This is a genomic window from Mesobacillus maritimus, from assembly GCF_023715205.1.
Taxonomy (GTDB): domain Bacteria; phylum Bacillota; class Bacilli; order Bacillales; family Cytobacillaceae; genus Mesobacillus_B; species Mesobacillus_B maritimus_C.
In genome coordinates, this window is record NZ_JAMBNR010000002.1 from 172,284 (window position 1) to 194,440 (window position 22,157).

Annotated in this window: 26 protein-coding genes; 21 read left to right on the forward strand and 5 right to left on the reverse strand. The window is 39.5% G+C overall.

Going from position 1 to position 22,157, the window contains the following annotated elements:
- Positions 1-94: 94 nt before the first annotated feature.
- Complete coding sequence (locus tag M3182_RS03240) at positions 95-913, forward strand: squalene/phytoene synthase family protein (protein WP_251436880.1); 819 nt, start codon at positions 95-97, stop codon at positions 911-913.
- A gap of 189 nt (positions 914-1,102) precedes the next feature.
- Positions 1,103-2,083, forward strand: coding sequence for an NAD(P)-dependent alcohol dehydrogenase (locus tag M3182_RS03245; protein WP_251556321.1), 981 nt, complete (start codon positions 1,103-1,105; stop codon positions 2,081-2,083).
- A 206-nt stretch (positions 2,084-2,289) separates the two neighbouring features.
- Here M3182_RS03245 and M3182_RS03250 read toward each other — a convergent pair whose 3' ends face one another.
- Both M3182_RS03250 and M3182_RS03255 read right to left on the reverse strand, forming a co-directional pair.
- Positions 2,290-2,499 carry a helix-turn-helix domain-containing protein gene (locus M3182_RS03250; RefSeq protein WP_251556323.1) on the reverse strand — a complete coding sequence of 70 codons (210 nt, stop codon included), beginning with the start codon at positions 2,497-2,499 and terminating at the stop codon, positions 2,290-2,292.
- Between the two features lie 12 nt (positions 2,500-2,511).
- Positions 2,512-3,009 (reverse strand): DUF2975 domain-containing protein, encoded by a 498-nt coding sequence (locus tag M3182_RS03255; protein WP_251556330.1) that lies wholly within the window; start codon positions 3,007-3,009, stop codon positions 2,512-2,514.
- 334 nt (positions 3,010-3,343) lie between these two features.
- Between M3182_RS03255 and M3182_RS03260 the strand changes: the two genes are divergently transcribed.
- The 8 genes from M3182_RS03260 (at position 3,344) to M3182_RS03295 (ending at position 9,714) form a co-directional block, all read left to right on the forward strand.
- Entirely contained in the window at positions 3,344-3,871 is a 528-nt protein-coding gene (locus tag M3182_RS03260) for a YceI family protein (RefSeq protein ID WP_251556332.1), read from the forward strand.
- A 354-nt stretch (positions 3,872-4,225) separates the two neighbouring features.
- A complete protein-coding gene (locus tag M3182_RS03265; protein ID WP_251436870.1) occupies positions 4,226-4,783 on the forward strand; it encodes a hypothetical protein in 558 nt (185 codons plus the stop codon).
- A 92-nt stretch (positions 4,784-4,875) separates the two neighbouring features.
- Positions 4,876-5,136, forward strand: a complete 261-nt coding sequence (locus M3182_RS03270; protein ID WP_251436868.1) for a hypothetical protein — start codon at positions 4,876-4,878, stop codon at positions 5,134-5,136.
- Between the two features lie 82 nt (positions 5,137-5,218).
- On the forward strand, positions 5,219-5,365 hold the full coding sequence (locus tag M3182_RS03275; RefSeq protein ID WP_251436866.1) for a hypothetical protein: 147 nt from the start codon (positions 5,219-5,221) through the stop codon (positions 5,363-5,365).
- Positions 5,366-5,419: 54 nt separating this feature from the next.
- The gene (locus tag M3182_RS03280; protein ID WP_251436864.1) at positions 5,420-5,689 is read left to right on the forward strand and encodes a hypothetical protein; all 270 of its coding nucleotides are present in this window, start codon (positions 5,420-5,422) and stop codon (positions 5,687-5,689) included.
- 274 nt (positions 5,690-5,963) lie between these two features.
- On the forward strand, positions 5,964-7,520 hold the full coding sequence (locus M3182_RS03285; protein ID WP_251556350.1) for an amidase: 1,557 nt from the start codon (positions 5,964-5,966) through the stop codon (positions 7,518-7,520).
- A 315-nt stretch (positions 7,521-7,835) separates the two neighbouring features.
- Positions 7,836-8,459: a DUF4352 domain-containing protein gene (locus M3182_RS03290; protein WP_251436860.1), complete on the forward strand. Its 624-nt coding sequence runs from the start codon at positions 7,836-7,838 to the stop codon at positions 8,457-8,459.
- Between the two features lie 667 nt (positions 8,460-9,126).
- Positions 9,127-9,714 carry a CBO0543 family protein gene (locus tag M3182_RS03295; protein ID WP_251556352.1) on the forward strand — a complete coding sequence of 196 codons (588 nt, stop codon included), beginning with the start codon at positions 9,127-9,129 and terminating at the stop codon, positions 9,712-9,714.
- 371 nt (positions 9,715-10,085) lie between these two features.
- Here the strand turns inward: M3182_RS03295 and M3182_RS03300 are convergent, their stop codons facing one another.
- Positions 10,086-10,961, reverse strand: a complete 876-nt coding sequence (locus M3182_RS03300; RefSeq protein WP_251556354.1) for an SDR family oxidoreductase — start codon at positions 10,959-10,961, stop codon at positions 10,086-10,088.
- A 309-nt stretch (positions 10,962-11,270) separates the two neighbouring features.
- Between M3182_RS03300 and M3182_RS03305 the strand changes: the two genes are divergently transcribed.
- The 3 genes from M3182_RS03305 (at position 11,271) to M3182_RS03315 (ending at position 14,297) form a co-directional block, all read left to right on the forward strand.
- A complete protein-coding gene (locus M3182_RS03305; protein ID WP_251556361.1) occupies positions 11,271-12,500 on the forward strand; it encodes a Bcr/CflA family efflux MFS transporter in 1,230 nt (409 codons plus the stop codon).
- A 137-nt stretch (positions 12,501-12,637) separates the two neighbouring features.
- Positions 12,638-13,201: a Uma2 family endonuclease gene (locus M3182_RS03310; RefSeq protein WP_251436851.1), complete on the forward strand. Its 564-nt coding sequence runs from the start codon at positions 12,638-12,640 to the stop codon at positions 13,199-13,201.
- Positions 13,202-13,565: 364 nt separating this feature from the next.
- A complete protein-coding gene (locus tag M3182_RS03315) occupies positions 13,566-14,297 on the forward strand; it encodes a gamma-glutamyl-gamma-aminobutyrate hydrolase family protein (RefSeq protein ID WP_251436849.1) in 732 nt (243 codons plus the stop codon).
- Positions 14,298-14,395: 98 nt separating this feature from the next.
- On the opposite strand, the gene M3182_RS03320 is transcribed toward M3182_RS03315, so the two are convergent.
- Positions 14,396-14,956, reverse strand: a complete 561-nt coding sequence (locus tag M3182_RS03320; RefSeq protein ID WP_251436847.1) for an NADPH-dependent FMN reductase — start codon at positions 14,954-14,956, stop codon at positions 14,396-14,398.
- 464 nt (positions 14,957-15,420) lie between these two features.
- Between M3182_RS03320 and M3182_RS03325 the strand changes: the two genes are divergently transcribed.
- Positions 15,421-17,706, forward strand: a complete 2,286-nt coding sequence (locus tag M3182_RS03325) for a helicase C-terminal domain-containing protein (RefSeq protein WP_251436845.1) — start codon at positions 15,421-15,423, stop codon at positions 17,704-17,706.
- Positions 17,707-17,966: 260 nt separating this feature from the next.
- Positions 17,967-18,050: a putative holin-like toxin gene (locus M3182_RS26460; protein WP_432806649.1), complete on the forward strand. Its 84-nt coding sequence runs from the start codon at positions 17,967-17,969 to the stop codon at positions 18,048-18,050.
- Positions 18,051-18,277: 227 nt separating this feature from the next.
- Here M3182_RS26460 and M3182_RS03330 read toward each other — a convergent pair whose 3' ends face one another.
- The gene (locus tag M3182_RS03330) at positions 18,278-18,712 is read right to left on the reverse strand and encodes a VOC family protein (protein ID WP_251556368.1); all 435 of its coding nucleotides are present in this window, start codon (positions 18,710-18,712) and stop codon (positions 18,278-18,280) included.
- A 464-nt stretch (positions 18,713-19,176) separates the two neighbouring features.
- On the opposite strand from M3182_RS03330, the gene sigY reads away from it, so the two are divergent.
- Genes sigY through M3182_RS03360 form a run of 6 tightly spaced genes read left to right on the forward strand, consistent with a single transcriptional unit; the run spans position 19,177 to position 22,135 of the window.
- Positions 19,177-19,701 (forward strand): RNA polymerase sigma factor SigY, encoded by a 525-nt coding sequence (sigY, locus tag M3182_RS03335; protein ID WP_251556374.1) that lies wholly within the window; start codon positions 19,177-19,179, stop codon positions 19,699-19,701.
- A gap of 4 nt (positions 19,702-19,705) precedes the next feature.
- On the forward strand, positions 19,706-20,035 hold the full coding sequence (locus M3182_RS03340) for a YxlC family protein (RefSeq protein ID WP_251556376.1): 330 nt from the start codon (positions 19,706-19,708) through the stop codon (positions 20,033-20,035).
- The gene (locus M3182_RS03345) at positions 20,032-20,229 is read left to right on the forward strand and encodes a transcriptional regulator (protein WP_251556378.1); all 198 of its coding nucleotides are present in this window, start codon (positions 20,032-20,034) and stop codon (positions 20,227-20,229) included. The genes M3182_RS03340 and M3182_RS03345 overlap by 4 nt, the downstream gene beginning before the upstream one ends.
- 19 nt (positions 20,230-20,248) lie before the next feature.
- A complete protein-coding gene (locus M3182_RS03350; protein WP_251436831.1) occupies positions 20,249-20,449 on the forward strand; it encodes a PLD nuclease N-terminal domain-containing protein in 201 nt (66 codons plus the stop codon).
- Between the two features lie 16 nt (positions 20,450-20,465).
- Positions 20,466-21,356: an ABC transporter ATP-binding protein gene (locus M3182_RS03355; RefSeq protein ID WP_251557074.1), complete on the forward strand. Its 891-nt coding sequence runs from the start codon at positions 20,466-20,468 to the stop codon at positions 21,354-21,356.
- Complete coding sequence (locus M3182_RS03360) at positions 21,353-22,135, forward strand: ABC transporter permease (protein ID WP_251556380.1); 783 nt, start codon at positions 21,353-21,355, stop codon at positions 22,133-22,135. Before M3182_RS03355 ends, M3182_RS03360 begins: the two co-directional genes overlap by 4 nt.
- The last annotated feature ends 22 nt before the right edge of the window (positions 22,136-22,157 follow it).

A 22,157-nucleotide genomic window follows, 5' to 3' on the forward strand; every position in this document is an offset into this window, starting at 1 on the left:
TGAAATTATTTTGCATATATAATATAATTATGAAATGAGTCACAAAAAACTACTGCTTATATAATCAAGCATTTAAGGGAGAGGAAAGGATAAAATGAATAAGAAAAATTTCCCAAAGGATGCTATACGTGTATTAAAAGAAACGAGTCGTACATTTTATATTCCAATTACCTTTTTACAAAAAGAGTTAAAACATTCGGTTGCATCGGCTTATCTTGTCTTTCGTGCGATTGATGAAATTGAAGACCATCCGGAAATAGAGAATGATGTAAAATACGAGATTTTAATGCAAGTGAGTGAATTATTTAAACAAGCCTTTAATGAAGAGAAGTATGTACAGATTCTCGAACCAGTCAAAGATCGAATGCCTGAAGTGACCCTTCGTTTAGGTGAGTGGGTACAGGCTTGCCCAAAGAATGCTTTACCACTCGTTATGGCCGCTACTAGTGAAATGGCATTTGGAATGGCGAAATGGGCAAAGGTAAACTGGAAAATTGAGACACGTGCAGACCTGGATGATTATACATATTATGTTGCAGGACTAGTTGGCGTCCTGCTTTCCGATTTATGGGAGCTTTGTGCTGGTATAAAAACAGACCGAGACCTGGCGATTGGTTATGGACGTGGACTTCAAGCCGTCAATATTTTGCGAAATGAACAGGAAGATTTAGATGAACGGGGTGTACGTTTTGTGCCTGATGGTTGGACGCGCACGGAGCTATTTGATTATGCCACAGAAAACTTAGCGAAAGCGGACGAATATATGAAGTCCCTTCATAACCGTAGCGTTATCTTATTCTGCCGTCTGCCACTGGCACTAGCACATAAAAGCTTAAAAGCGATGAAAGATGGACGTGAGAAAATATCACGTACAGAAGTAGAAGAAACAGTTGATGAAATTCAGGTAGACTAGGCTAGTGAAAGAATTAAGCTGAATTTTTATACTCACGATCAGTCTATTTATGACTGGCATAAATAGGGTTACGGGCATTGTCAAAAGACAATGCCTTTTTTACGTCACTGACCAATATTTTTAATGTATAGGTTCTGAATCCATAAATAACTTGATAATGTTTTATAAGGTTAAAGAGGGAGGAAGATCATGAAGTCCATTTTATCTAGGGAGTATGGATCACCTGAGACATTAATCTATCAAAATGTGGAGAAACCCATACCAGGGGATGGTCAGGTGTTAGTGAAAGTGCATGCTACATCCATCAATTATAGCAATTTGGTTTTACTAAGAGGCAAGCCTTTTCCTGCTCGCTTTGCGTTTGGACTGTTGAAACCGAAGTATCTTATTCCTGGTGGTGACATTGCCGGTGTAGTTGAGATGGTTGGCAAAAACGTTACACAGTTTCAGATAGGTGATGAAGTGTATGGGGACTTGTCGATTTGCGGTTGGGGTGGATTTGCTGAGTATGTTGTGGTACCTGAGCAGGCGATTGCCCCCAAACCTAGCCTTCTTACTTTTGCGGAAGCGGCTGCCGTCCCGATGGCTGCCGTGACGGCTCTTCAAGGGATTCGTGATAAAGGGAATGTCACGGCCGGGCAACAGGTTTTGATTTATGGCGGCTCTGGTGGAGTCGGGACATTTGCGGTGCAATTGGCGAAAGCGCTCGGTGCCGAAGTAACAGTGGTTTGTAGCACAAGCAATATTGACATTGCGAAATCGATAGGAGCAGATGTGGTGATTGATTATAAACAAGAGGATTTTTCACAGCGGCAAGAGCGTTATGATGTGATCATTGGGGTGAATGGACACCAGCCAATCTCAATCTATAAAAATTCTTTGAAAGAGAGAGGGACTTTTGTTCTTGTTGGCGGTTCAGAAAGTCAATTGTTTCAGATGATGATTAAAGGGCCATGGATTGGCTTGAAGGATAAAAAGACGTTTGTGCATTTTTTACAAAGAGCTAAACAAGAAGATTTGATTTTTATGAAGGAACTGATTGACGAGGGCAAAGTGAAGCCAGTGATTGATCGGCTATATCATGGCTTGATGAACATTCCTGAAGCTCTAACCTATTTCGAACAAGGTCATGCGAAAGGGAAAGTGGTGATATCGGTTGTAGGGGAATAGGGGCTAGCTGAATGTTCAAGTATGCTTCGATGATTCATTCTTTGTGTGGGAAGCAATAAGGTTGGTGAAAATTATTTAGGGGCGGGTATAGTTAGTTGATTTCTAAGCTCAAGTCAATTCAAATAGCCTAGCTTAGCTGCTGAACTAGGCTATTTCTACTTCTTTAATTTCCCTACGGTGGGTGGTGGGACAATGTCCCTGCGTCCCTACTCGTCGCTTCTGTATTCTAAAATGTCTCCAGGCTGGCAGTCTAAAGCTTTGCAAATTGCTTCTAAAGTGGAAAGGCGAATTGCTTTTGCTTTTCCATTTTTTAAAATAGAAAGATTGGTCATCGTGATTCCAACCCGTTCCGAAAGTTCGGTTACGCTCATTTTCCTTTTTGCCAACATCACATCAATATTAATTATAATTGCCAATGTTTTTTCACCTCAGATGATCAAGTCATTCTCTGATTTTATATCAATCGCTTCTTGGAGTAGTCTTTGAAGAACCGCTGCAAAGACGGCAACCACCATGGGAGCAAAAATCATGCCCATTCCGACGATAGCAAGTCCTGGTGCATCATCCCACTGCGCGATGACAAAGACCAAAGGCAAGGCGACCACATACAAGCCGCTGATGGTGATGGCACAGTTTCGGATTGTTTTTAGAGCATTTACAGAGATTTGGGAAAAAGCTTTGTTTTTATCAATAAAACTTAATAGTTTAAAAGCTTGAACCAAAGCAATGTAAAATGGGATGGCCGAAACATACATGATTGCTAATAAGCCAAATACGATATAAGCCAAGGTTTCTCCATTTTGCTGTGACTCTCTAAATGCGACACTCGCAATCTGAGGCAATAAAAATACGCACAAAGCCAAAACTGGGATGCCCATTAAAATTACAGCTCCCTTTAAAAAGGTTGTTGAAGTATTACGTTTCATTAAAAAGCACCTCAATTCATAATGTTCTTTTTTGATTTTAAAACAATATTTATCGTTTTACAATAAAAAAATATTGAATTTAAAAAGATAATTATTGTTACTGTTATACTATAGAGGGAATGACGGACAGATAAAGATTGGATCGAACGTCCTTATCCTTGCAATTTCCATCTAATCTGATAAAAAAATTCCTGTAAATTGTTGACAGTAACATAAGACCTGTGATAAATTTATCTCAAGTTAAAGATATTTGAAGTCGAGAAAAACTAATTAATTTTTTTAGGTATATATCTCGAATTCGAGACTAAAATAAAACAATTTGGGGGAGAAAAAAATGACAAAATGGACAGTCGATCAATCGCATTCTGCAGTAGGTTTTGAAGTGAAACACATGATGGTATCAAAAGTGAAAGGTCAATTTGAGTCTTATTCAGCAGATGTTGAAGCAGCAGATTTAACGGATTTAACAACCGCTTCGATTTCATTTAAATTTGATGTTGCAAGCATTGATACAAGAAGCGAGGATCGCGATAATCACTTGAAATCAGCAGATTTCTTTGATGTTGAAAATTACCCATCCATCGACTTTAAATCTACAAACATTACAAAAGATGGCGAGGAATACAAAGTAACAGGGGATTTAACGATTAAAGGCGTAACAAAGCCGGTAACGTTTGATGTTGAATACGGTGGAAAAGGAACAAACCCATGGGGTGTTGAAGTTTACGGTTTTGAAGCAGAAGCGAAAATCAACCGTGAGGAATTTGGTCTTACATGGAACGCAGCGCTTGAAACGGGTGGCGTGCTAGTAGGGAAAGATATTAAAATTAAAGTTGAATTAGAAGTAAATCCTGCTGCATAAGGTAGGGACACAATAAGAAAGATGCTGAATGGATATTAACGTTCAGCATCTTTTTTTTTGTAGGAAGAGATTCGAACGCTAGATTGGGAAAAAGCAAAACGGAGTTGTTAAAAATGGTTTTTTTACACCAACTCTGATTAGTTTGGGAATCATTTTTGGGGCGAGTCAAATCGGTTTGAACAGGCAATGTGGATGCTTGTGGGTAATATCTTTCTTATAGTTAATTAAAAAAATGAAGCTGCCTCTAAAACCAAATCATACTTGAAGGCCCGTAATAGTTAAAGAAAAACTCCTGCTATCAAGGCCAATCATTTATACTGATTATTGATGTCCAATAAAAAGGGGGATTTTCAATTGGATACTAATTTTAAAAAACGTTTGGCCGCCTATATGAATGATTTGATGATGACATTGGGTGCGACCATTTTTTTATCCATCGGATCTTTAGGATTGATGGGATTGATTGCTATCTTTTTCTCAAAATCGGAAAATGTGAATACTGTTTTTCTCTGGATGATTGTATTCTTTCTGTTTCCAGTTCTTCTCGGTGCGATGCAATTTACATATGGAGCTTCCTTTAAGGTGAAGCAACGAAAGCTGTTTTCGCAAAAAGTGGATGTTCTTTTTGACTTTTCCCAAACCCGTGGGCAAAAACGCCAACAGCTTAGAGTCAAGGGGACACAATGGCAGTGCTTTTTACATTGGTTTCTACATTATGGCATCATCAGCATGCTTGTTTATGCAAGTAGCTTAGCTTCGATGGTTGTAAACTCGTTCAACAACGTTTTTACGGGGATCACCTGCTTATATATCGTGTTTTTGCTTGTGAACGGCATCATATTTTACCGAGCCTCTCCCAGCAAATCGCTGATTGAAAGAATAACTGGCACCGAGATAGTCGAGGTGGAATAAGGGAAGGCGACAGGTGTTGTTCCTTGATAAATATATTTCGTCTCCTTGGACAAACTTATTTTGTGAACTGAAAAGTCAAGGAGGAGATTGAGATGGTTAATGATCCTAAACAGGAAATGGAACGCATATGGAACCAAACATGTGGTTCGTGGGAAAACTGTAATGAGGAAAACATTCAGTCTTTTTTATCACAATGTGAGGAAAAGAGCATCGACCCACAATATTGCATGAGTTGGGTTGAGCAGCACAGCAACCAAATTCCGAATTGGTCAGATGTTTCAAAAGTTTCTCTTGAATGGGTGAATGAACATACATCAACCGGTGGACCTTTTAGCGGGAGAGAACCTCAATAAAGAGGAGACATTGTTCTCTTCTTTATTATGCTAAAACTACCACCTTTATTTTGTTGAAATAATAGTGACTGGAGGTGCTGTGATGGAAAATAAAAATGCTAACTCCCCAAAAGAAATTCAGTATAGTATTTGGGATACAAGAACAAAAGAAATGCCTAAAGCTCCTACGATTAAAAAGGACATTGATCGAGTCACCATGGCATCGGATATCGAAGATAAAAACGAATAAAGTAAAAGATGTTGTCTAGAATTTATCCACCTAACCTTTATGGAGGGAAAAGCTTTGACCGAAACACCTAACGATCGTTTTCATTTTAGCCTTGAAAAAGAAGAAGGACAGCTTGTGGTGAAAGGAGAAATTAGCGGTACTGCGGCAGTCCCATCTTTAGATGATTTAAAGTTTCATGCCGTGATTGCACTATTACATTCAATTGATAAAAAGAACTTCAGTGAAGTAGACAAATTGCATCTTTTTGATCAAGCCATAAACGAAATACAAGAAACCATTACCGAAATGAAGAAACATGTTCAATTCCAGGGTGAAAAGAGATAAAAATCCCGGCATACAGGCAGAGAGTAGTAATTTTTTTAAAAAAAGGTGTCCTTAGTAAAAATGATAATAGTCTCTTTAGAGGGAAGAGTACTCGCTGAATGAGTGTTTTTCCTTTTTTTCTATTTTGAGTTTGCTATTCTATTTTCTATTCTATCAATCTATATGCTTAGTCCATTTTTCCTATACCTTACTAGCAAACAAGACTTTCCACTTATTTACAATAGGATAATAGATTGATATATTCCTATTAATAAGTCTTAGTAGGAGGTACTAAATGGGAAAATGGTTGAATAAATGGCTGTTGTTGCTAACGGCAATTGTTTTGACAGGTAGTTTGTATGCGGTTCCAACTGAAGCGGCGGGGAACCAATATAACCCTGTTGTCGAACGTGTCTTATCCGTTGATATTGAAGAAGCAACGATTTTTGAATTGCAGCACGCGTTGCAAAGCGGCAAGTTAACTTCCGAGGAATTGGTTCAATTTTACCTTGAAAGAATTGAAGCGTACGATGACACTATTAACTCGATTATTACGGTTGATGAAGATGTGTTAGAAGAAGCAAGACAGCTTGATCAAGAGCGCAAAGCTGGGATAGTTCGTGGCAGTTTGCACGGAATTCCTGTTATTTTGAAAGACAACTACGATACCTACGATATGCCTACCACAGCAGGATCTCTCTCCCTTGAAAATTCAATTCCTTTAGATGATGCTTATCAAACGAAAAGATTGCGAGAAGAAGGCGCGATTATTTTAGGAAAAGCCAATCTTCATGAATTTGCCTTCGGTTTCCAAACCATCAGTTCTCTGGGTGGACAAACGTATAATCCATATGATGTGACTCGATATCCTGGCGGTTCTAGTGGTGGTACTGCTGCGGCAGTGGCTGCCAATTTTGTAACAGTTGGGTTAGGAACTGATACAGGTGGGTCGATTCGGATTCCATCTTCTTTTAATAACCTAGTAGGAATACGGCCAACCATCGGACTTGCCAGTCGGGACGGAATTATTCCATTAGCACTCACGCAGGATGTTGGTGGACCGATTGCTCGCACGGTCGAAGATGCGGCCGTTGTGCTTGATGCAATTGCAGGCTATGACCCGGCGGACCCAACGACAGAAAACAGCATTGGGAATGTTCCAAAAACGTACACGCATTACTTAAAGAAAAATGGCTTGAAAAAAGCTCGAATTGGAGTTGTTCGTGAACTGTTTGGAAATGACCCTCAAGTGAATGCCGCGATGGACCAAGCAATTGCGGATATGGAGAATCTTGGCGCTAAAGTGGTTGAAGTTAGTATTCCAAATTTAAACCAAATCTTATCTTACCCAAGCTTAAGTGGATATGAATTCAAATTTCAGTTGAATGAGTACTTAGCTAGCCTCGGACCTGATGCACCTGTCCGGACTTTATCAGACATCATTGAAAGCGGGAAGTATCACCCAAGTTTAGAATCTGGCTTGAAAGCACGAGATGAACGGGAGTCATTGGAAGACGATGAGCGATACCAAGAAATCATCACAACTCGCCCGAAATTGGCTCAGGAAAGCTTAATGGCAACGTTTAATGAACATGATTTAGATGCGATTTTTTACCCAACTTCTAGTGCGTTGCCAGCTAAAGTAGGGGGCGGACAAGGAGCAGGAAGCGCGAATCGCCTTAGTCCATATTCCGGTTTTCCGGCCATCTCCGTGCCGGCAGGATTTAGTGCAGAAGGCCTACCAATCGGGCTAGAATTGTTAGGGAAGGAATTCGATGAACCTACTTTGATTAAGCTAGCTTATGCTTATCAGGAAGGGACGAAGCATCGGAAAGCACCGGAGTTAGAATAGGATATTTTAAAATTAAGGCCAGTCATCGCATAAGGATGATTGGCTTTTTTATTGTGCTTTCATGCTTTAACCTGGTCTTAAACATCCGCAACGGATCTGGGAGAATTCCTTAAAAGTTAATCAGTTAAGTAGTAATACTAAGTCCAATCGAAAAAGAAGGGTACGGTATCACACGGCGGGACAATGTACCTGTCCCCGTGTCCTGAAATGTGTCTAAATTCCTACAAATATACCGAAAAATGTAAGTTTGATATTATTCTATGATAATATGTTACTGCAACTGACGAATTTTAACAATTTTGGAGGGGTCTACTAATGGCAAAAGAAAAGGGAAAGAAGCCGTTTTATAAGAAATGGTGGGTGTGGGTACTGGCAATTATCATAATCGGTGCAGCAACAAGTGGAGAGGAAGAGACTGATTCAGCAACAACTTCAATAGAGCCGACTGAAGAAGTTTCAAGCGTAGAGAAGGAAGCTCCAAAGGAAGAAGCTCAGGAGAAAGTAGAAGAAGCACCGAAAGAAGAGGCGAAAGAGGAATATAACGTAGGACAAGAAGTTGCAGTTGAAAAGCTTACATACAAGGTTAATGGGATTGAAGAAACAACATCCGTTTCAAATATCTTAGGAGAAAAAACAACAGAAGGAAAATTTGTCATTGTTGACTTAACCATTGGGAATAAAGATAAAGAAGCTCGTTTTATCGATACTGAAATGTTCCGTATTCTTACTGATGATGGAACAGAGTACTCTAGTAATTCAGAATTAGATATGTATGTGAATGAAGATATTGGATTTTTTATGGCTGAAATCAACCCTAACCTAACCAAAACGGGCAAGGTCGTATTTGAACTTCCTGCAGATGCTGAGGATTACAAGTTGCAAGTTTCATCAGGTTTTGGATGGTCTGGTGGCAAGTACGAAAATATCAAATTAAAATAACATACTTCACAAATACGGGAAAACGTTTTAAAAACTCTTGTCTATATATAGATAGGAGTCTTTTTGTATTTGAAAAATATTGGTGAACTCTTGTTACCGAGTGGGTTGCGGATCAACCACTAGCTATGATTGGCTTTCTTTTATAGGGATTCAGTAGATGGACAGGTTACGTGGGAATTTTATTTGTGGGCAGGGTATCTTTTGTGAAGACTACAACCGCAATCTCACTGAATGATGAAATGTGCTTAGAAAAGATAATCTTGTCTAATTTCACTATTTGCTAAATACATATTGTAAAACTAAACATTTACTCTCGTTCTATATCCTTCCTTAAACTTGATAGAAGCTCGTAACAGGCTGTTAGAGGGGTCTCATCAGGCAAATTTGTGAACGTAGTTCCGAAGAGAGGAGTCATTGTTTCTTTTAAATGTTTACGGGCAAGGACTTCCTATATAATATATAATCCCAAATTGGGTACTATTTAAACGCATTTTTATATAAAAGGAAACTTTAGAACATTATGGACTCAGTTTCCATCGGAACTTTAAAGGGTTTAGTGGCAAATGAACCTATATTTCAATAATTTGTAAAAAATATGGGAATTTAGTCGTAGGGAAGGGCAACATAGTAACGACAAAACTAATTAAAGAAAAAAGGAGGTGACGAAGTGAAGAACGATCAACTAAAACAGCTTGAACAGATTATCCATGCAGAAATTGAACAAAAAAACAGGGTCTTTGATTATTGGCAGACTTATTCTGATTTTACAAATTGGCAGTTTTGGCTTGTTGTTGCGCTGTTTGCGATTCCGCTAGTTCTATTAATTCTCTTTATTGATCGAAGAAGAGTCTTTCTTCTCGGGTTTTATGGATACAGTGTTCACGTGTTTTTTGGGTATACAGATATCATTGGGGTCGATCGAGGGATATGGCAATATCCATACAAACTTTTTGCGTTCCTTCCTTCAAGTTTTACGCTGGATGCCTCATTGGTTCCGGTCATTTATATGCTCTATTACCAATACTTACTCAACCGAGGGAAGAATTATTATCTTTGGATGCTGCCACTATGCTTTCTGTTAGCTTTTTTCATGAAACCGTTGATGGTTGGAATAGGGCTCTTTCATTTCCATGAGAAAGAGAACTTTCTTATACTGTTTGCAGGGTACGTATTCACGGCTTTAATTGCTAAATGGTTAACGGATCTTTTTGTCTTTTTAAGTAAATCAACAAAATGGAGTTTGAATAGGAAGTGAAGTGTTTTCTTAAAAGAACTTTCGGATTAGCCAATAAATTCATACTAACATAATTTGGGATGACTCTTGATTGGGGAGCGGATCAACGTTTTCAATTTAGTCTTGAGGATGGGGTGAAAGTAAAAAAGGAAAAGAGTCATCTTTTGGATTAATACATAGTAGAAGTAGGTTACACCAATACGGAAATAAAGAAATATGACTAAGTTCAGGGGGGATAGGTATCACCAAAAGGGCAGCCAGGCGGGCTGTCCTTTTGGTTGCTTGGATGAGTATTGCTACTCTAGTTCTTTTATTACTGAGATAATCTATGATCTACCTTTTGAAATTCTTGGTTAGAGAAAAAAATGAACAAGCAATAAACCATTCCTAAATTACGTTGTGACAAAAAGCCCGCCATTTAAATGGAGAATTTGACCGGTCACATAGGAAGAATCATTTGAGGCTAAGTATACATACGCTGGTCCAAATTCTACTGGTTGGCCAGCACGTTTCATCGCTGTATCGCTTCCCCATTTTGCAACCTGATCTTCTGGGAAGGAGGAGGGGATGAGTGGGGTCCAAACTTTACCGGGAGCCACCCCATTCACTCGAATCCCTTTGGAAGCTAGAGATTTAGATAAAGAACGAGTAAAGGAAACAATCGCTCCTTTCGTTGCCGAATAATCAATGAGTTTCGGGTTTCCCTCATAGGCAGAGAGGGAGGTGGTGTTGATGATACTTGAGTTTTTCTCCATATGGGCAAGAGCTGCCTTTGTTAAGTGAAACATCCCAAAGACATTCACTTGAAATGTCCGAAGCAATTGCTCTGTCGAAATATTTTCAAGTCCATTTTGAACATATTGAACAGCGGCGTTGTTTACTAGGATGTTCAACTTGCCAAATGTTTGGATGGTATCTGTGACGACTTGTTTGCAAAAGGTTTCATCGGCGAGGTCACCAGAAATCGCTAAACATTTACGACCCGTTGCTTTAATCAGTTCAGTCGTTTGCTTTGCATCTTTTTCTTCATTGAAATAAACAAAGACGACATCGGCGCCTTCTTTAGCAAATGTCAAAGCAACAGCACGGCCAATCCCACTGTCTCCACCGGTAATCAACGCCACTTTATCTTTAAGCTTTTCACTTCCTATGTAATTCTGATTATCGAAAATAGGTAAAGGATCCATTTTATATTCCATTCCCGGATGTTCATTTTGATGCTGGGGCGGGAATTGCTTCTTTTGATCCTGATTATTTGAATTGCTCATGATTAGACCTCCGCGTTATATAGCTGTTGAAAGAAAAGAGTGAATTCAGTTGGGAGATGAATCTTTCCACACTTTGCCTTCTAATTTCGCCTTTAGATTGCCCTGAAGGGAGGTTTTTATGTTGAGAAATGTGAGACGTATTTAGTTTAGTCAAAATGAAAAGAATTTTGGTCGCGAACAGTGACAGACCCTGTTTGCAAGGGCATAAGACAGAGGGACAGACCCCTTTTATAAAAAAATTGAAACATGTCCCACTGTTCCATATGTTATGATAGGTAGGTATGTTTTTACGGAGAGGAGATGGGGTGTTTGATTCAAAACCCGACAGGTAAGGAACGGATAGGGTTGGCTTTTCTTCTCAGTATGCTGGGAATCTTAGGTCCACTAAACATTGATATGTATTTGCCGAGTTTTCCTGAGATTGCGGATGATCTCGGTGTTCGGGCTTCACTCGTTCAACTGAGCTTAACAGCTTGTTTGATTGGTCTAGCGGTTGGTCAGGTGATCGTTGGGCCGATTAGTGATGCCAAAGGGAGAAGAAAGCCGTTATTGGTTTGTATTTTCTTATTTGCGTTATCTTCTCTTTTTTGTGCGCTCGCACCGAATATTACGACCTTCGTTGCAGCTCGATTTTTACAAGGTCTAACGGCATCGGCTGGAATTGTTCTTTCTCGTGCAGTTGTCCGGGATGTATTCAGCGGACGCGAACTGACGAAATTCTTTGCCTTACTAATGGTGATCAATGCAACGGCTCCGTTAATTGCCCCAATGGCGGGAGGAGCGATCTTGCTTTTGCCATTTGCAAGCTGGAATACGATTTTTTACTTTTTAACATTAATCGGATTTCTAATCGTGTTAACCATTGCACTGAAATTAAAAGAAACGCTACCTCCTGAGAAGCGGACACCAAGCTCAATTGGTCACTCTGTTCACACGATGGGAAGCTTGATGAAAGACCGCTCATTTATCGGCTATGCATTAACCGTGGGCTTTATCCATGGTGGCAGCTTTGCTTATGTTTCGGGGACACCTTTTGTTTACCAAGGCATTTATGAAGTATCTCCCCAAGTGTTTAGTATATTGTTTGGTATAAACGGGTTGGCGATCATTACGGGAAGCTTTTTGATTGGACGCCTGAGCGCAATCATCGATGAAAGAAGTTTACTTCGGATTGCGGTTATTGCAGCTGTAGGTGCGACTTCCGTCTTATTGGTGATGACCATCATTCAAGGGCCACTAGCTTCACTTGTTATCCCGATTTTTATCTATATGACAACAATGGGGATGATTCTTACAAGTTCGTTTACGCTCGCGATGGAGAAACAAGGTCACAGAGCAGGAAGTGCGAGTGCTTTATTAGGTCTTCTGCCTCTATTAATTGGTTCATTTGTTTCGCCGCTCGTTGGCATAAATGAATCGACGGCTGTCCCGATGGGGGCCATTTTGTTTCTAACCTCGCTTATTGGAGCGATTGCTTTTTTCACCTTAACAAAACAAAGAAAACAACAGCATATGGTGGCAGTAAAGGTGGGGAGCTAGAAGCTCTCCATTTTTTTCTTTTTGTTCTAGTTCTTGCAAACGGTACGACAAGAGATGTAAAGGTGCAAGGTACCTACGATATCACACCTTAGTCTTGTGATATAATAGAACAAAGTAAAATAATGGAGGAGATTTGCATGAGTCTTCCCGAGGATAAAAAAGTAAGTGTAGAAGCCTTTTATAACATGCGTAAAAACACAGATTCTTTATTGGAATATGCCGATGGAATGGTTTTTATGTCGCCATCTCCTTCGACACGACATCAACAGGTTTCTGCTAGGATGCAGGCAAAATTATTTAATTTTCTAGACGGTGGAAATTGTCAAGTATTTAGTGCTCCTTACGATATTCATCTGTATAGAGATGACCTTGATGAAACGAATATATTTATACCTGACTTATCTGTTATATGTGATGCGGGAGGACTAGAGGAAAACAGGTTTGTCGGAGTGCCTGAGTTAATTGTTGAAATTCTTAGTCCATCCAACCAAAGTCATGACCTCATAACAAAAATGGAAGCTTATATGAAATATGGGGTGAGAGAATACTGGATAGTGAACCCTATGCTGAATGCGATTCAACTTTACGCATTAACGGCCGAACAGGTGTATCAACAAGTTGACGTATTAAAGGATAAAGGAACGATAAAATCAACGATATTAAAAGGATTACATGTTGAGTTGGAAGAAATCTTCAGGTGAAAAATAGGGATAAGGGAACAGTGACCCGGGTTGTTGAACCCATGTTTTAAAAGGTTTGAGAATTGCACTAGACGTGGATGTACTTATTTTTGTGTGCCTCCAGTTGTATTCATATTTATGCAAGGATCCTATACTGAGGTTCCTAAGGATGATCATGATCACGATAAAAAGGCTCAATCCTTTATAAAACCGGATTGAGCTCTTTTCTTTTCCATAAATGTAAAACAAGATCTTTCGGGGCGTGACTATGTACTTTTACTAAAGGTTAGATACTCCGAATTGCATGTGAAATGTTTTATAATATCACCTATGATTCTATTAGAATACAACAAGTCAGGAAAACCATACATTTGGGGGTAATGAAATGAAAAAACCAATAATAGGCGTTCTACCATTAGTAGATAATGAAAAAGAAAGTTATTGGATGTTACCAGGATACATGAAAGGAATTCAGGATGCAGGTGGGATCCCAGTGATGTTGCCACTTTCGACAGATAAAGAAGTTCTTTCAGCCTTAGCCAATACGTTTGACGGTTTTCTTTTTACTGGCGGACAAGATTTGAATCCCGAACTATACGGGGAGAAGGTAGAGGATGTTTGTGGGGAGCAGTGCGAGGAAAGAGATACAATGGAACGTATTCTCTTTCAACATGTCCTAGATTTAGATAAACCTGCATTAGGGATTTGCCGGGGTTTGCAATTGTTTAATGTTTTGTTAGGTGGAACGCTGTATCAGGACATGCCGAGTCAACGGAAAACAGACTATCACGTTCAACATAAGCAAGAACCACCCTATACGAAACCTGTTCACAGTGTATACATAGAAAAAGGGAACCCACTTTATAACATCATCCAGAGTGAAAGTATGATGGTTAATAGTTATCATCATCAAGGGATTAAGAGATTATCGGAGAAATTATTGCCTGTGGCGACAGCGGAAGATGGTTTAGTAGAGGCCGTTGTGATGCCAGACAAAAAGTTTGTTCTCGCTGTTCAGTGGCATCCGGAATTTAGTTATCATGTTGATGAGTTTAGTTTTAGAATTTTTCAGGAATTTGTAGGTATTTGTAAGGGTGGTCTAACGGACAACCAGTAGGGGAGGAAGAAAACCTTGCTGAGTCCTCAAAGATAGAAAAAACGAGGGATAAGAGAAGCAAAACTCTTACCTCTCGCTTCTTCAATGTCTTCATAAGATTAGTTTCGAATTGTTTTTAATGCGCTGGCCCAATCTATGACCTCATTCAACATGGTTTGAACAGTTTCTGTATGAAAAGGAGCTGGCTTAAAGGTTTGCATGTCTTCAAAATCAGTAAACAGACTGAGTGCTGGCTGAGTACCAACTGTTGCAACTTTTGGCACAGTTAGAATCAAGCGCAAATTGTTTGCTGCTGTCACTCCAAGAGTCGACCCATAACTTACAATTCCAGCCGCCTTATTATTCCACTCAACATACAAGTAATCGATGGCATCTTTTAATCCGGAAGTAATACCTTTGTTGTATTCCGGTGTGACAAAAACAAAGCCATCAAGTTCGTGAATCTTTTTAGACCATGCATGCGCTTCTATTGCTTGATAATCCTGTGACATAATGGCAGGAATAGGCTCATTAAATTTTGGGAGGTTGTAATTTTTAATATCGACCAACTCAAATTCTGCATCTGTTCGTTGGACGGCAATTGATTTTACCCATTCTGCCACTTGAATATTGACTCTTGACTCTCTCGTACTCCCAGTGATAATACCGATTTTAACCATTTTCATTCTCCTCCTAAAATTGTATGAATTAAGCGCCTTAATGAATAAACCCAATGTTTTTCCTTCCTTACAATTGAATCTTAAGCCAAAAGCAAACACACCAAAAACCAATAGTTCTGTGAATTTGTCGCTTAAGCAACAGATTCATGAAATTGTTTAAAAACTAAGAGCGAAGTAAATATTAATAGACTAGGAGAGTCACATTCAGGCGGGTCTGTATGGTGGTGTCTGACAAATCTTACAAAATGGCCAACTTATATACTTGATAAGATTTTTACAATCATTGAACTTGGGGAAATTGATTCCTGCTTAAAAGACTAGTATAATAAAAACAAGAACAAATATTCGTATTTAGTTTAGTGATTTGGTGAAAGTGAAAGGATTAATGCGTAACTCTCCATTTATTAACTGGGGAGATAATCATTCGTTGATTTGTATCTAAATTTGAAAAATTAGGAGACAAAATGCTACCGGAAATAAAGCTCTCTGTTCGCACATTAGTGGAATATGTATTCAGCAGTGGAAGTATAGATAATCAATTTCGAACCGCAACCACCATGACGGAGGGGACGAAAGCTCATAAGGCCATCCAAAAGACGTATGCCGATACCGATCAAAAGGAAGTACCGCTTAAGACGGAAATTGAATATGAATCGATGGTTTTCTTGATTGAAGGTCGCTGTGATGGGGTGATTTTTCGGGAAGAGGAAATTCTTATCGACGAAATTAAATCGACTTCAAAAGACTTGAGTAGGATTGATGAAAATACCAACCCTGTGCACTGGGCTCAGGCGAAGGTTTATGCTTATATTTATGCGAAAGATCATGACTTGCAAGAAATGAGTGTTCAATTAACATACGTGCAGAATGTTACCGATGAGCAAAAGAAATTTAAAAAGAATTTTACTTTCCTGGAGTTACAAAAATTTGTTCGCGAGCTCGTGGAGAAGTATGCTCCTTTTGCCTTGCTAATGGAAAAGCATCGTTTACAGAGAGACCAAAGTATTCAAAAGTTAGCTTTTCCTTTTGCTGCTTTTCGAAAAGGACAACGCAAGCTTGCAGGTGCGATTTATAAAACAATCTCCGAGGAAAAAAACATCTTCGCTAATGCTCCTACAGGAATTGGCAAAACAATTTCGACCATCTTCCCGACCGTGAAAGCGATGGGAGAAGGAAAACTTGAACGAATGTTTTATTTAACCGCGAAAACGATTACAAGGCAAAGTGCGGAAGATGCTTTTTTACATTTGAAAAAGAATGGTTTATGTATGAGTGCTGTGACCATCACGGCAAAGGAAAAAGTCTGTTTTAAAGAAGAAACCATCTGTCAGAAAGAATATTGTGAGTTTGCAAATGGATATTATGACCGTATTAATGAAGCCGTTTTAGATATCTTCACTCATGAAACGTTTATCAGTCGCTCGACGATTGAAGAATATGCACGAAAGCATCAACTTTGTCCATTTGAGTTTTCTTTGGATCTAGCGTTTATCGCCGATGCGGTTATTTGCGACTATAACTATATTTTTGATCCGAAAGTATCTTTAAAGCGTTTCTTCGATGAACATAAAAAGAATTCGGTATTATTGATTGATGAAGCCCATAATCTAGTCGATCGAGCACGCGAGATGTTTTCTGCAGATTTATCAAAGTCAAACTTCCTAGCATTGAAACGGGAATACAAAGGTTCACCAGTGCACGATGCTGTCACGAAACTCAATCAATATTTTATTGACCTGAAGAAAAAGTGCTCAGATAAAGGGCAGCTTGTTCTAAGAGAACGACAAGAGGACCTTGTTGAACTGCTAGAAGAGTTTGTACATCTGGCGGAAATGGAGTTATTATCATACCCACCCAAGTCCGAACAGCAGCAATTGCTCTTGGATACGTACTTTGAGGTAACTGGTTTTGTTCGTATTTCTAAGCTTTACGATGAACGGCATGTGACTTACGTAGAGACGGAGAAAAATGATGTTTTTCTTAAAATGTTTTGCCTAGATCCTTCTTATTTGTTGCAGCAGGTTCGCAAAAAATTTCGAACAACGGTCCATTTCTCGGCCACCCTTTTGCCGCTGCCTTATTTTATCGATATGCTTGGGGGTTCTGCTGAAGATTACCGAATTAAAATTCCATCGTTATTTGCGAAAGAACAAAATGAAGTCTTTATTCAGCGACTATCGACTCGTTATCAAGATCGCGAGCATACGAAAAACAAGTTGGTTCGCATGATTTCAGAATTGGTCAGTAAGCGGAGTGGGAACTACCTGATTTTCTTTCCTTCCTATCAATATATGAAAAGTGTTTATGAGGATTTTACAACAAACTATCCTGAAATTCGCACCATACTTCAAACTAATAAAATGGACGAGGAAAAACGGGAACAGTTTTTAGCGGAGTTTAAAGAAGATGGTTCAGAAACACTCCTTGGGTTTGCGGTTTTAGGAGGGGTGTTTTCTGAAGGTGTTGATCTCAAAGGTGACAGGCTAAATGGTGTCATTGTTGTCGGAGTCGGCCACCCGCAGGTTTGTCTCGAACGCAACGTGATGAAAGAGTATTTTCAATCCACAGGTAAAAATGGCTACGATTATGCTTATACTTATCCTGGCATCAACAAAGTGATTCAAGCGGGGGGAAGATTAATCCGCTCGGAGAAGGATACAGGAACCATTGTACTCGTTGATGATCGTTTTCTTTCGCCGAAATACCAACAACTTTTACCGGTGGAATGGGGAGATTTTAGGGTGATTTAAGGCCCTTTTCAATGTTCTCAAAGGGCCTGGTGTCATCCCCACTTACCATGCTTTTTAGTTTAAAAAGCAAAGCGGATGGTAGGAGAGTATAAACTGGTTATCTCTTAAGGCTTGAACAGAGGGTTACTTATTTATTTTATTTCGTTACACACAAAACGTACGTTCTTATTTGTGTATAAATATGATAAACTAAAAAAGCAATAGAATAGGTTTTCTCAAGGGTGGTCGGCACTCCCCAAGAAGGAAGGGGGTGGTGCTGAATGACGGTATTTGAATCAATTATGATGGCGATTGCTTTTGCAAGTCTAATCATAGCGATTTTGTCGTTTAACCATAAAAAATAATCCACCCTTGAGTTGACGGCAATGGGTGGATTATTTCAGAATCACAAATAGCCGACCCCTTCTTGGGGAACCGTCTATTGCTGGACTGGACATGTTCGCGCATGTCCGGTCTTTTTTAATTTATGCTGTCCTTCATTTTATTATAACGGATAATCAGGAGAAAGAACAATTGGTAGATAAAATCGTACAGATGAATAGGCAAGCGATTTATCCATTTTTTAAATAGGTTAATTTTCCCTTTTTTCCTCCCAGAGCTGTAAACGATCTTCATGGCTAACCTCTTTATGTACTTGGTGTAGCATCCAGATATAACCAAAAGGATCCGTGAAAATCGCGTTCGATACCCCGTGGTCAGGAATTTCAGTCACCGGCTGGATCTCTGTACACCCTAAATCCACCGCCTTTGCATAGGTTTCCTTAATATCTGGAACAGTGACATTCACCCAACTTGTTTTAGGATGTTCTGGATTTGGTGCGTTTAAATGGAAATCTGGGTTTTCATCTAACAGATGAAAGCGAACACCGTAAAGGGTAAAAACTGCTTCATTTTCGCCACGAGGAAAGTTTGAAACCTCCACAACTTCAATATCAAATATCTTTTCGTATAACTCCAATGGTTTAATGCTATCTTTCACAACTAGATCAAGTTCTACTCCAACCATTGAACACACTCCTATTTAATCAAACTTCTATCTTTCAACATTTTCTCCAGTTCTATCTATTTAAGTATATCAAATTCAACTAATATTTTTCTTTGTCACTTCGGCGAAAAGTAGGGATTGCTCTTTTTTGTTACTGGAAGGTTAGTTAGATCATTTTTGGGCACATTACTTTTAAAAAAGGTAGTCTACTTCAGATAAGGGAATATGTTTGCCTTACAAAAAAGTACTTTGAAACGATTCTCTATATAGGTGCCTAAATTGAATTAGACGAAGAAAACGCTTAGAGCTTTGAGATTCTGAGCGTTTTTCTATGCAAACAGGGACAGGCTTGAAACGAACATAACTAGGTACAGACTGTGGGACAATGTACCTGTCCCTGTGTCCCGAAAAAATTTTAAAAAAGAAATGAACGATTTGGCGATGCTAAGCGTCTTATAACTGATTTAGATAGAAAGGGGCATCGTATGGAACATGAGCAAGATTGGAGTTTAATTGAAAAGGCCAGAACTGGGGATCAGGATGCATTCACTCAGCTGTTTCAGCGTTATTATTCGTTCTTATATAAATATTTATTGAAGCTTACTCTAGATGAGGAAGTGAGTGCGGACCTTGCCCAAGATACGATGTTGAAATGCTATACGAACCTTGCTTCTTTTAAAGGGGAAGGGAAGTTCTCCACTTGGATGATTTCGATTTCGACGAGGTTGTATATGGATCTTCTTCGTAAACAGAAACGAGAAAAGAATTGGCTTAATCAGCTAAAGCGTACGCTTTCTCGCCAGCTTTCTTGGCAAGCGAATACGAAAGGAATGGAATGGAGCGATGTGTTTACCGATTTTAACCAATTGGAAGATGATGTGAGAGTGCCGATTCTTTTGCATCATTATTATGGGTACTCATATGACGAGATTGGTCAAATCATGAATATACGCTCGGGTACAGTGAAATCAAGGGTTCATAATGGATTGAAAATATTGCGAAAGGAGTGAGTTGGTGAAGCAGAAAGAAAAGCAATATCATCAAATTGAGAAGCTAAAGCAAGATTGGAATCAACTAGATGAATTAGCAGGGAATCCGTCGCTTTCAACAATTGAAATGAAGCAACAACTCGAGGTATATCAGGAGAAACAGAAAAAAAGATTTTATAAAGAATTGGTAATCTTTTTCGCAACAGCGGTCTTGATATTAAGCTGTTTTATCATCAGCTTTGTTCAAGTACCCGTGCTGTTTATTGTCATTGAAATTGGGGCGATGATTCTTGGACCAATTGTTTACTTTGCTCTTGTTAAGAGGAAGAACAAGGAAGGGAAGGTGCTTTTATGACAACCTTGGAATTATACTTGCTCCCGGTTCTTGTCCTCGTTTTGCTAGTCCAAAGTACCTTGTTGTTTATTGATGCGAAAAAGAAACAGGGTTTTGCCTGGTTTTGGGGGCTTTGGGGATTGATACAGTTTCCAATGCCGACTTTGTTTTATTTCTTATTTGTGATTTTACCGCACAGAAGACGACAAAAATAAAAAGAAATGGGGAAAGAATATGGGGGTTTTAACTGAAGTGAATTGGGCACTCATCGCACCACTCATCGTTTTACAACTGATTCTGATGGTGTTTGCGCTGGTGAACTGCGTCAAACAAGAGGAAACAAATGGACCAAAATGGATGTGGATTCTCATCATTATCTTTGTGAATATTGTTGGTCCGGTGCTTTACTTTTTAATGGGCCGTAAAAATGGATAAAAGGAGGGAGAGCATGCTGGTTACAGTCAAAAATTTATCAAAAACCTATAAAAAGCATATTGCCGTTCAACCGATGTCATTTTCGATTGGAAAGGGGCGCTGCATCGCTTTGCTTGGTCCGAATGGCGCGGGGAAAACCACTACCTTGCAAATGCTCGCAGGTTTGCTGGTTCCGACTACAGGGGAAATTGAGTTTGCAGGAAACATGGATAAAGATCATCGTACACAGATTGGCTTTTTACCGCAGCATCCCTCTTTTTTCAATTGGATGAGTGCTGCGGAGTTTCTTCAGTTTGCAGGCGAATTGTCTCATGTTCCGAAAAAGCAATTAGCACGCCGGATTGAGGAGACATTGGCGTTTGTTCGGCTGGAGGATGTGAAAAACAAAAAAATCGGTGGTTTTTCAGGGGGAATGAAGCAAAGATTAGGCCTGGCGCAAGCTTTGTTGCATGAACCAGAATTGCTCATTCTTGATGAACCGGTTTCCGCCCTTGATCCGGCCGGGAGAAGAGATATCCTCGAGTTAATGAAGCAATTGAAAAGTCATATGACGATTCTGTTTTCGACTCATATTTTACATGATGCTGAGCAAGTGTGTGAGGATATCCTTATGCTGAAAGATGGGAACTTAATATGGAATGGGACGTTAGCAGAGTTAAAACAGGAAAATGGTGCGCTGGCGATAAAGCTTCAAACAAAGGAACCGATTGAAGGAGTACTCGAGCAGCTAGATATTATTGAAGAGGTTGAGTATGTGGATGTTTTTACAGCCAAGGTTCTAATGAGAAATCTAGCTGATTCCAATGAGTTGGTTCAAACGCTGTTGCAGCATGGGCGGACGCTGATTCATTTTGAATGGTTACAAGATTCATTGGAAGACGCCTATATGAAGGTGATGGGAAAATGAGGAATTTTATCATTCTTTTTAGAAAAGAAATGAAGGAAGGTGCGCGCAGTGGGAAATGGGTATGGCTGCCGATTGTATTGATGGTAATTGGCATTTCGCAGCCGCTCACAAACTTTTATATGCCACAAATCCTTGAGATGGCGGGAAACCTTCCTGAAGGAGCGGTCATTGAAATCCCGATGCCATCAGGAGAAGAAGTGTTGATTGGGACATTGTCACAATATGGGACTATTGGGACGTTGTTGTTCGTCTTGGCGATGATGAATGTGATTTCCCACGAACGGCAAACGGGTGCGTTAGCGTTTGTGATGATGCGACCTGTGAGTGCATTTCAGTATATGGCTAGTAAATATGTGGCACAGCTTTGTATTTTACTAATATCGCTTGCAGCTAGTTACATCTTAACTTGGTATTATACCAATATCCTTTTTGATCACGTAGCTTGGACCTTAATGCTAGCGAGCCTAGCTGTATATAGTCTTTGGATTGTCTTCCTTGTGGCGGTCACGCTTTTTGTGGGCACACTGTTACGGAGTAGTGGTGGGATTGCTGGCGTTAGTGTCGTGTTTTTATCTGTCATTAGTCTTCTAACCACTTTGTTGCCGAAATATATGGAATGGAGCCCAGGCAATTTGCGCGCAGAAGCATCGAACATTTTACTAGAAGGAGAGTGGGGGAGCTCCGCTACACTCGTGTCCCTCAGTACATTAGCATTATCAGTCCTATTTTTAGGCTTAGCTGTCTACATGTTTAAAAAGTTTGAACGATTCGGGGAATAAGATGGAAGAAAACTGGATGGTG

Excerpts from the sequence above, each read along its gene's own strand:
- M3182_RS03275 (WP_251436866.1), top strand. The coding sequence starts at position 5,219 with ATGGAAAATAAAAATGCTAACTCCCCAAAAGAAATTCAGTATAGTATT.
- M3182_RS03270 (WP_251436868.1), top strand. The coding sequence starts at position 4,876 with ATGGTTAATGATCCTAAACAGGAAATGGAACGCATATGGAACCAAACA.
- M3182_RS03345 (WP_251556378.1), top strand. The coding sequence starts at position 20,032 with ATGACAACCTTGGAATTATACTTGCTCCCGGTTCTTGTCCTCGTTTTG.
- sigY (WP_251556374.1), top strand. The coding sequence starts at position 19,177 with ATGGAACATGAGCAAGATTGGAGTTTAATTGAAAAGGCCAGAACTGGG.
- M3182_RS03245 (WP_251556321.1), top strand. The coding sequence starts at position 1,103 with ATGAAGTCCATTTTATCTAGGGAGTATGGATCACCTGAGACATTAATC.
- M3182_RS03290 (WP_251436860.1), top strand. The coding sequence starts at position 7,836 with ATGGCAAAAGAAAAGGGAAAGAAGCCGTTTTATAAGAAATGGTGGGTG.
- M3182_RS03325 (WP_251436845.1), top strand. The coding sequence starts at position 15,421 with ATGCTACCGGAAATAAAGCTCTCTGTTCGCACATTAGTGGAATATGTA.
- M3182_RS03330 (WP_251556368.1), bottom strand. The coding sequence starts at position 18,712 with ATGGTTGGAGTAGAACTTGATCTAGTTGTGAAAGATAGCATTAAACCA.
- M3182_RS03320 (WP_251436847.1), bottom strand. The coding sequence starts at position 14,956 with ATGGTTAAAATCGGTATTATCACTGGGAGTACGAGAGAGTCAAGAGTC.
- M3182_RS26460 (WP_432806649.1), top strand. The coding sequence starts at position 17,967 with ATGACGGTATTTGAATCAATTATGATGGCGATTGCTTTTGCAAGTCTA.
- M3182_RS03255 (WP_251556330.1), bottom strand. The coding sequence starts at position 3,009 with ATGAAACGTAATACTTCAACAACCTTTTTAAAGGGAGCTGTAATTTTA.
- M3182_RS03300 (WP_251556354.1), bottom strand. The coding sequence starts at position 10,961 with ATGAGCAATTCAAATAATCAGGATCAAAAGAAGCAATTCCCGCCCCAG.
- M3182_RS03285 (WP_251556350.1), top strand. The coding sequence starts at position 5,964 with ATGGGAAAATGGTTGAATAAATGGCTGTTGTTGCTAACGGCAATTGTT.
- M3182_RS03350 (WP_251436831.1), top strand. The coding sequence starts at position 20,249 with ATGGGGGTTTTAACTGAAGTGAATTGGGCACTCATCGCACCACTCATC.
- M3182_RS03310 (WP_251436851.1), top strand. The coding sequence starts at position 12,638 with ATGAGTCTTCCCGAGGATAAAAAAGTAAGTGTAGAAGCCTTTTATAAC.
- M3182_RS03360 (WP_251556380.1), top strand. The coding sequence starts at position 21,353 with ATGAGGAATTTTATCATTCTTTTTAGAAAAGAAATGAAGGAAGGTGCG.
- M3182_RS03315 (WP_251436849.1), top strand. The coding sequence starts at position 13,566 with ATGAAAAAACCAATAATAGGCGTTCTACCATTAGTAGATAATGAAAAA.
- M3182_RS03260 (WP_251556332.1), top strand. The coding sequence starts at position 3,344 with ATGACAAAATGGACAGTCGATCAATCGCATTCTGCAGTAGGTTTTGAA.
- M3182_RS03240 (WP_251436880.1), top strand. The coding sequence starts at position 95 with ATGAATAAGAAAAATTTCCCAAAGGATGCTATACGTGTATTAAAAGAA.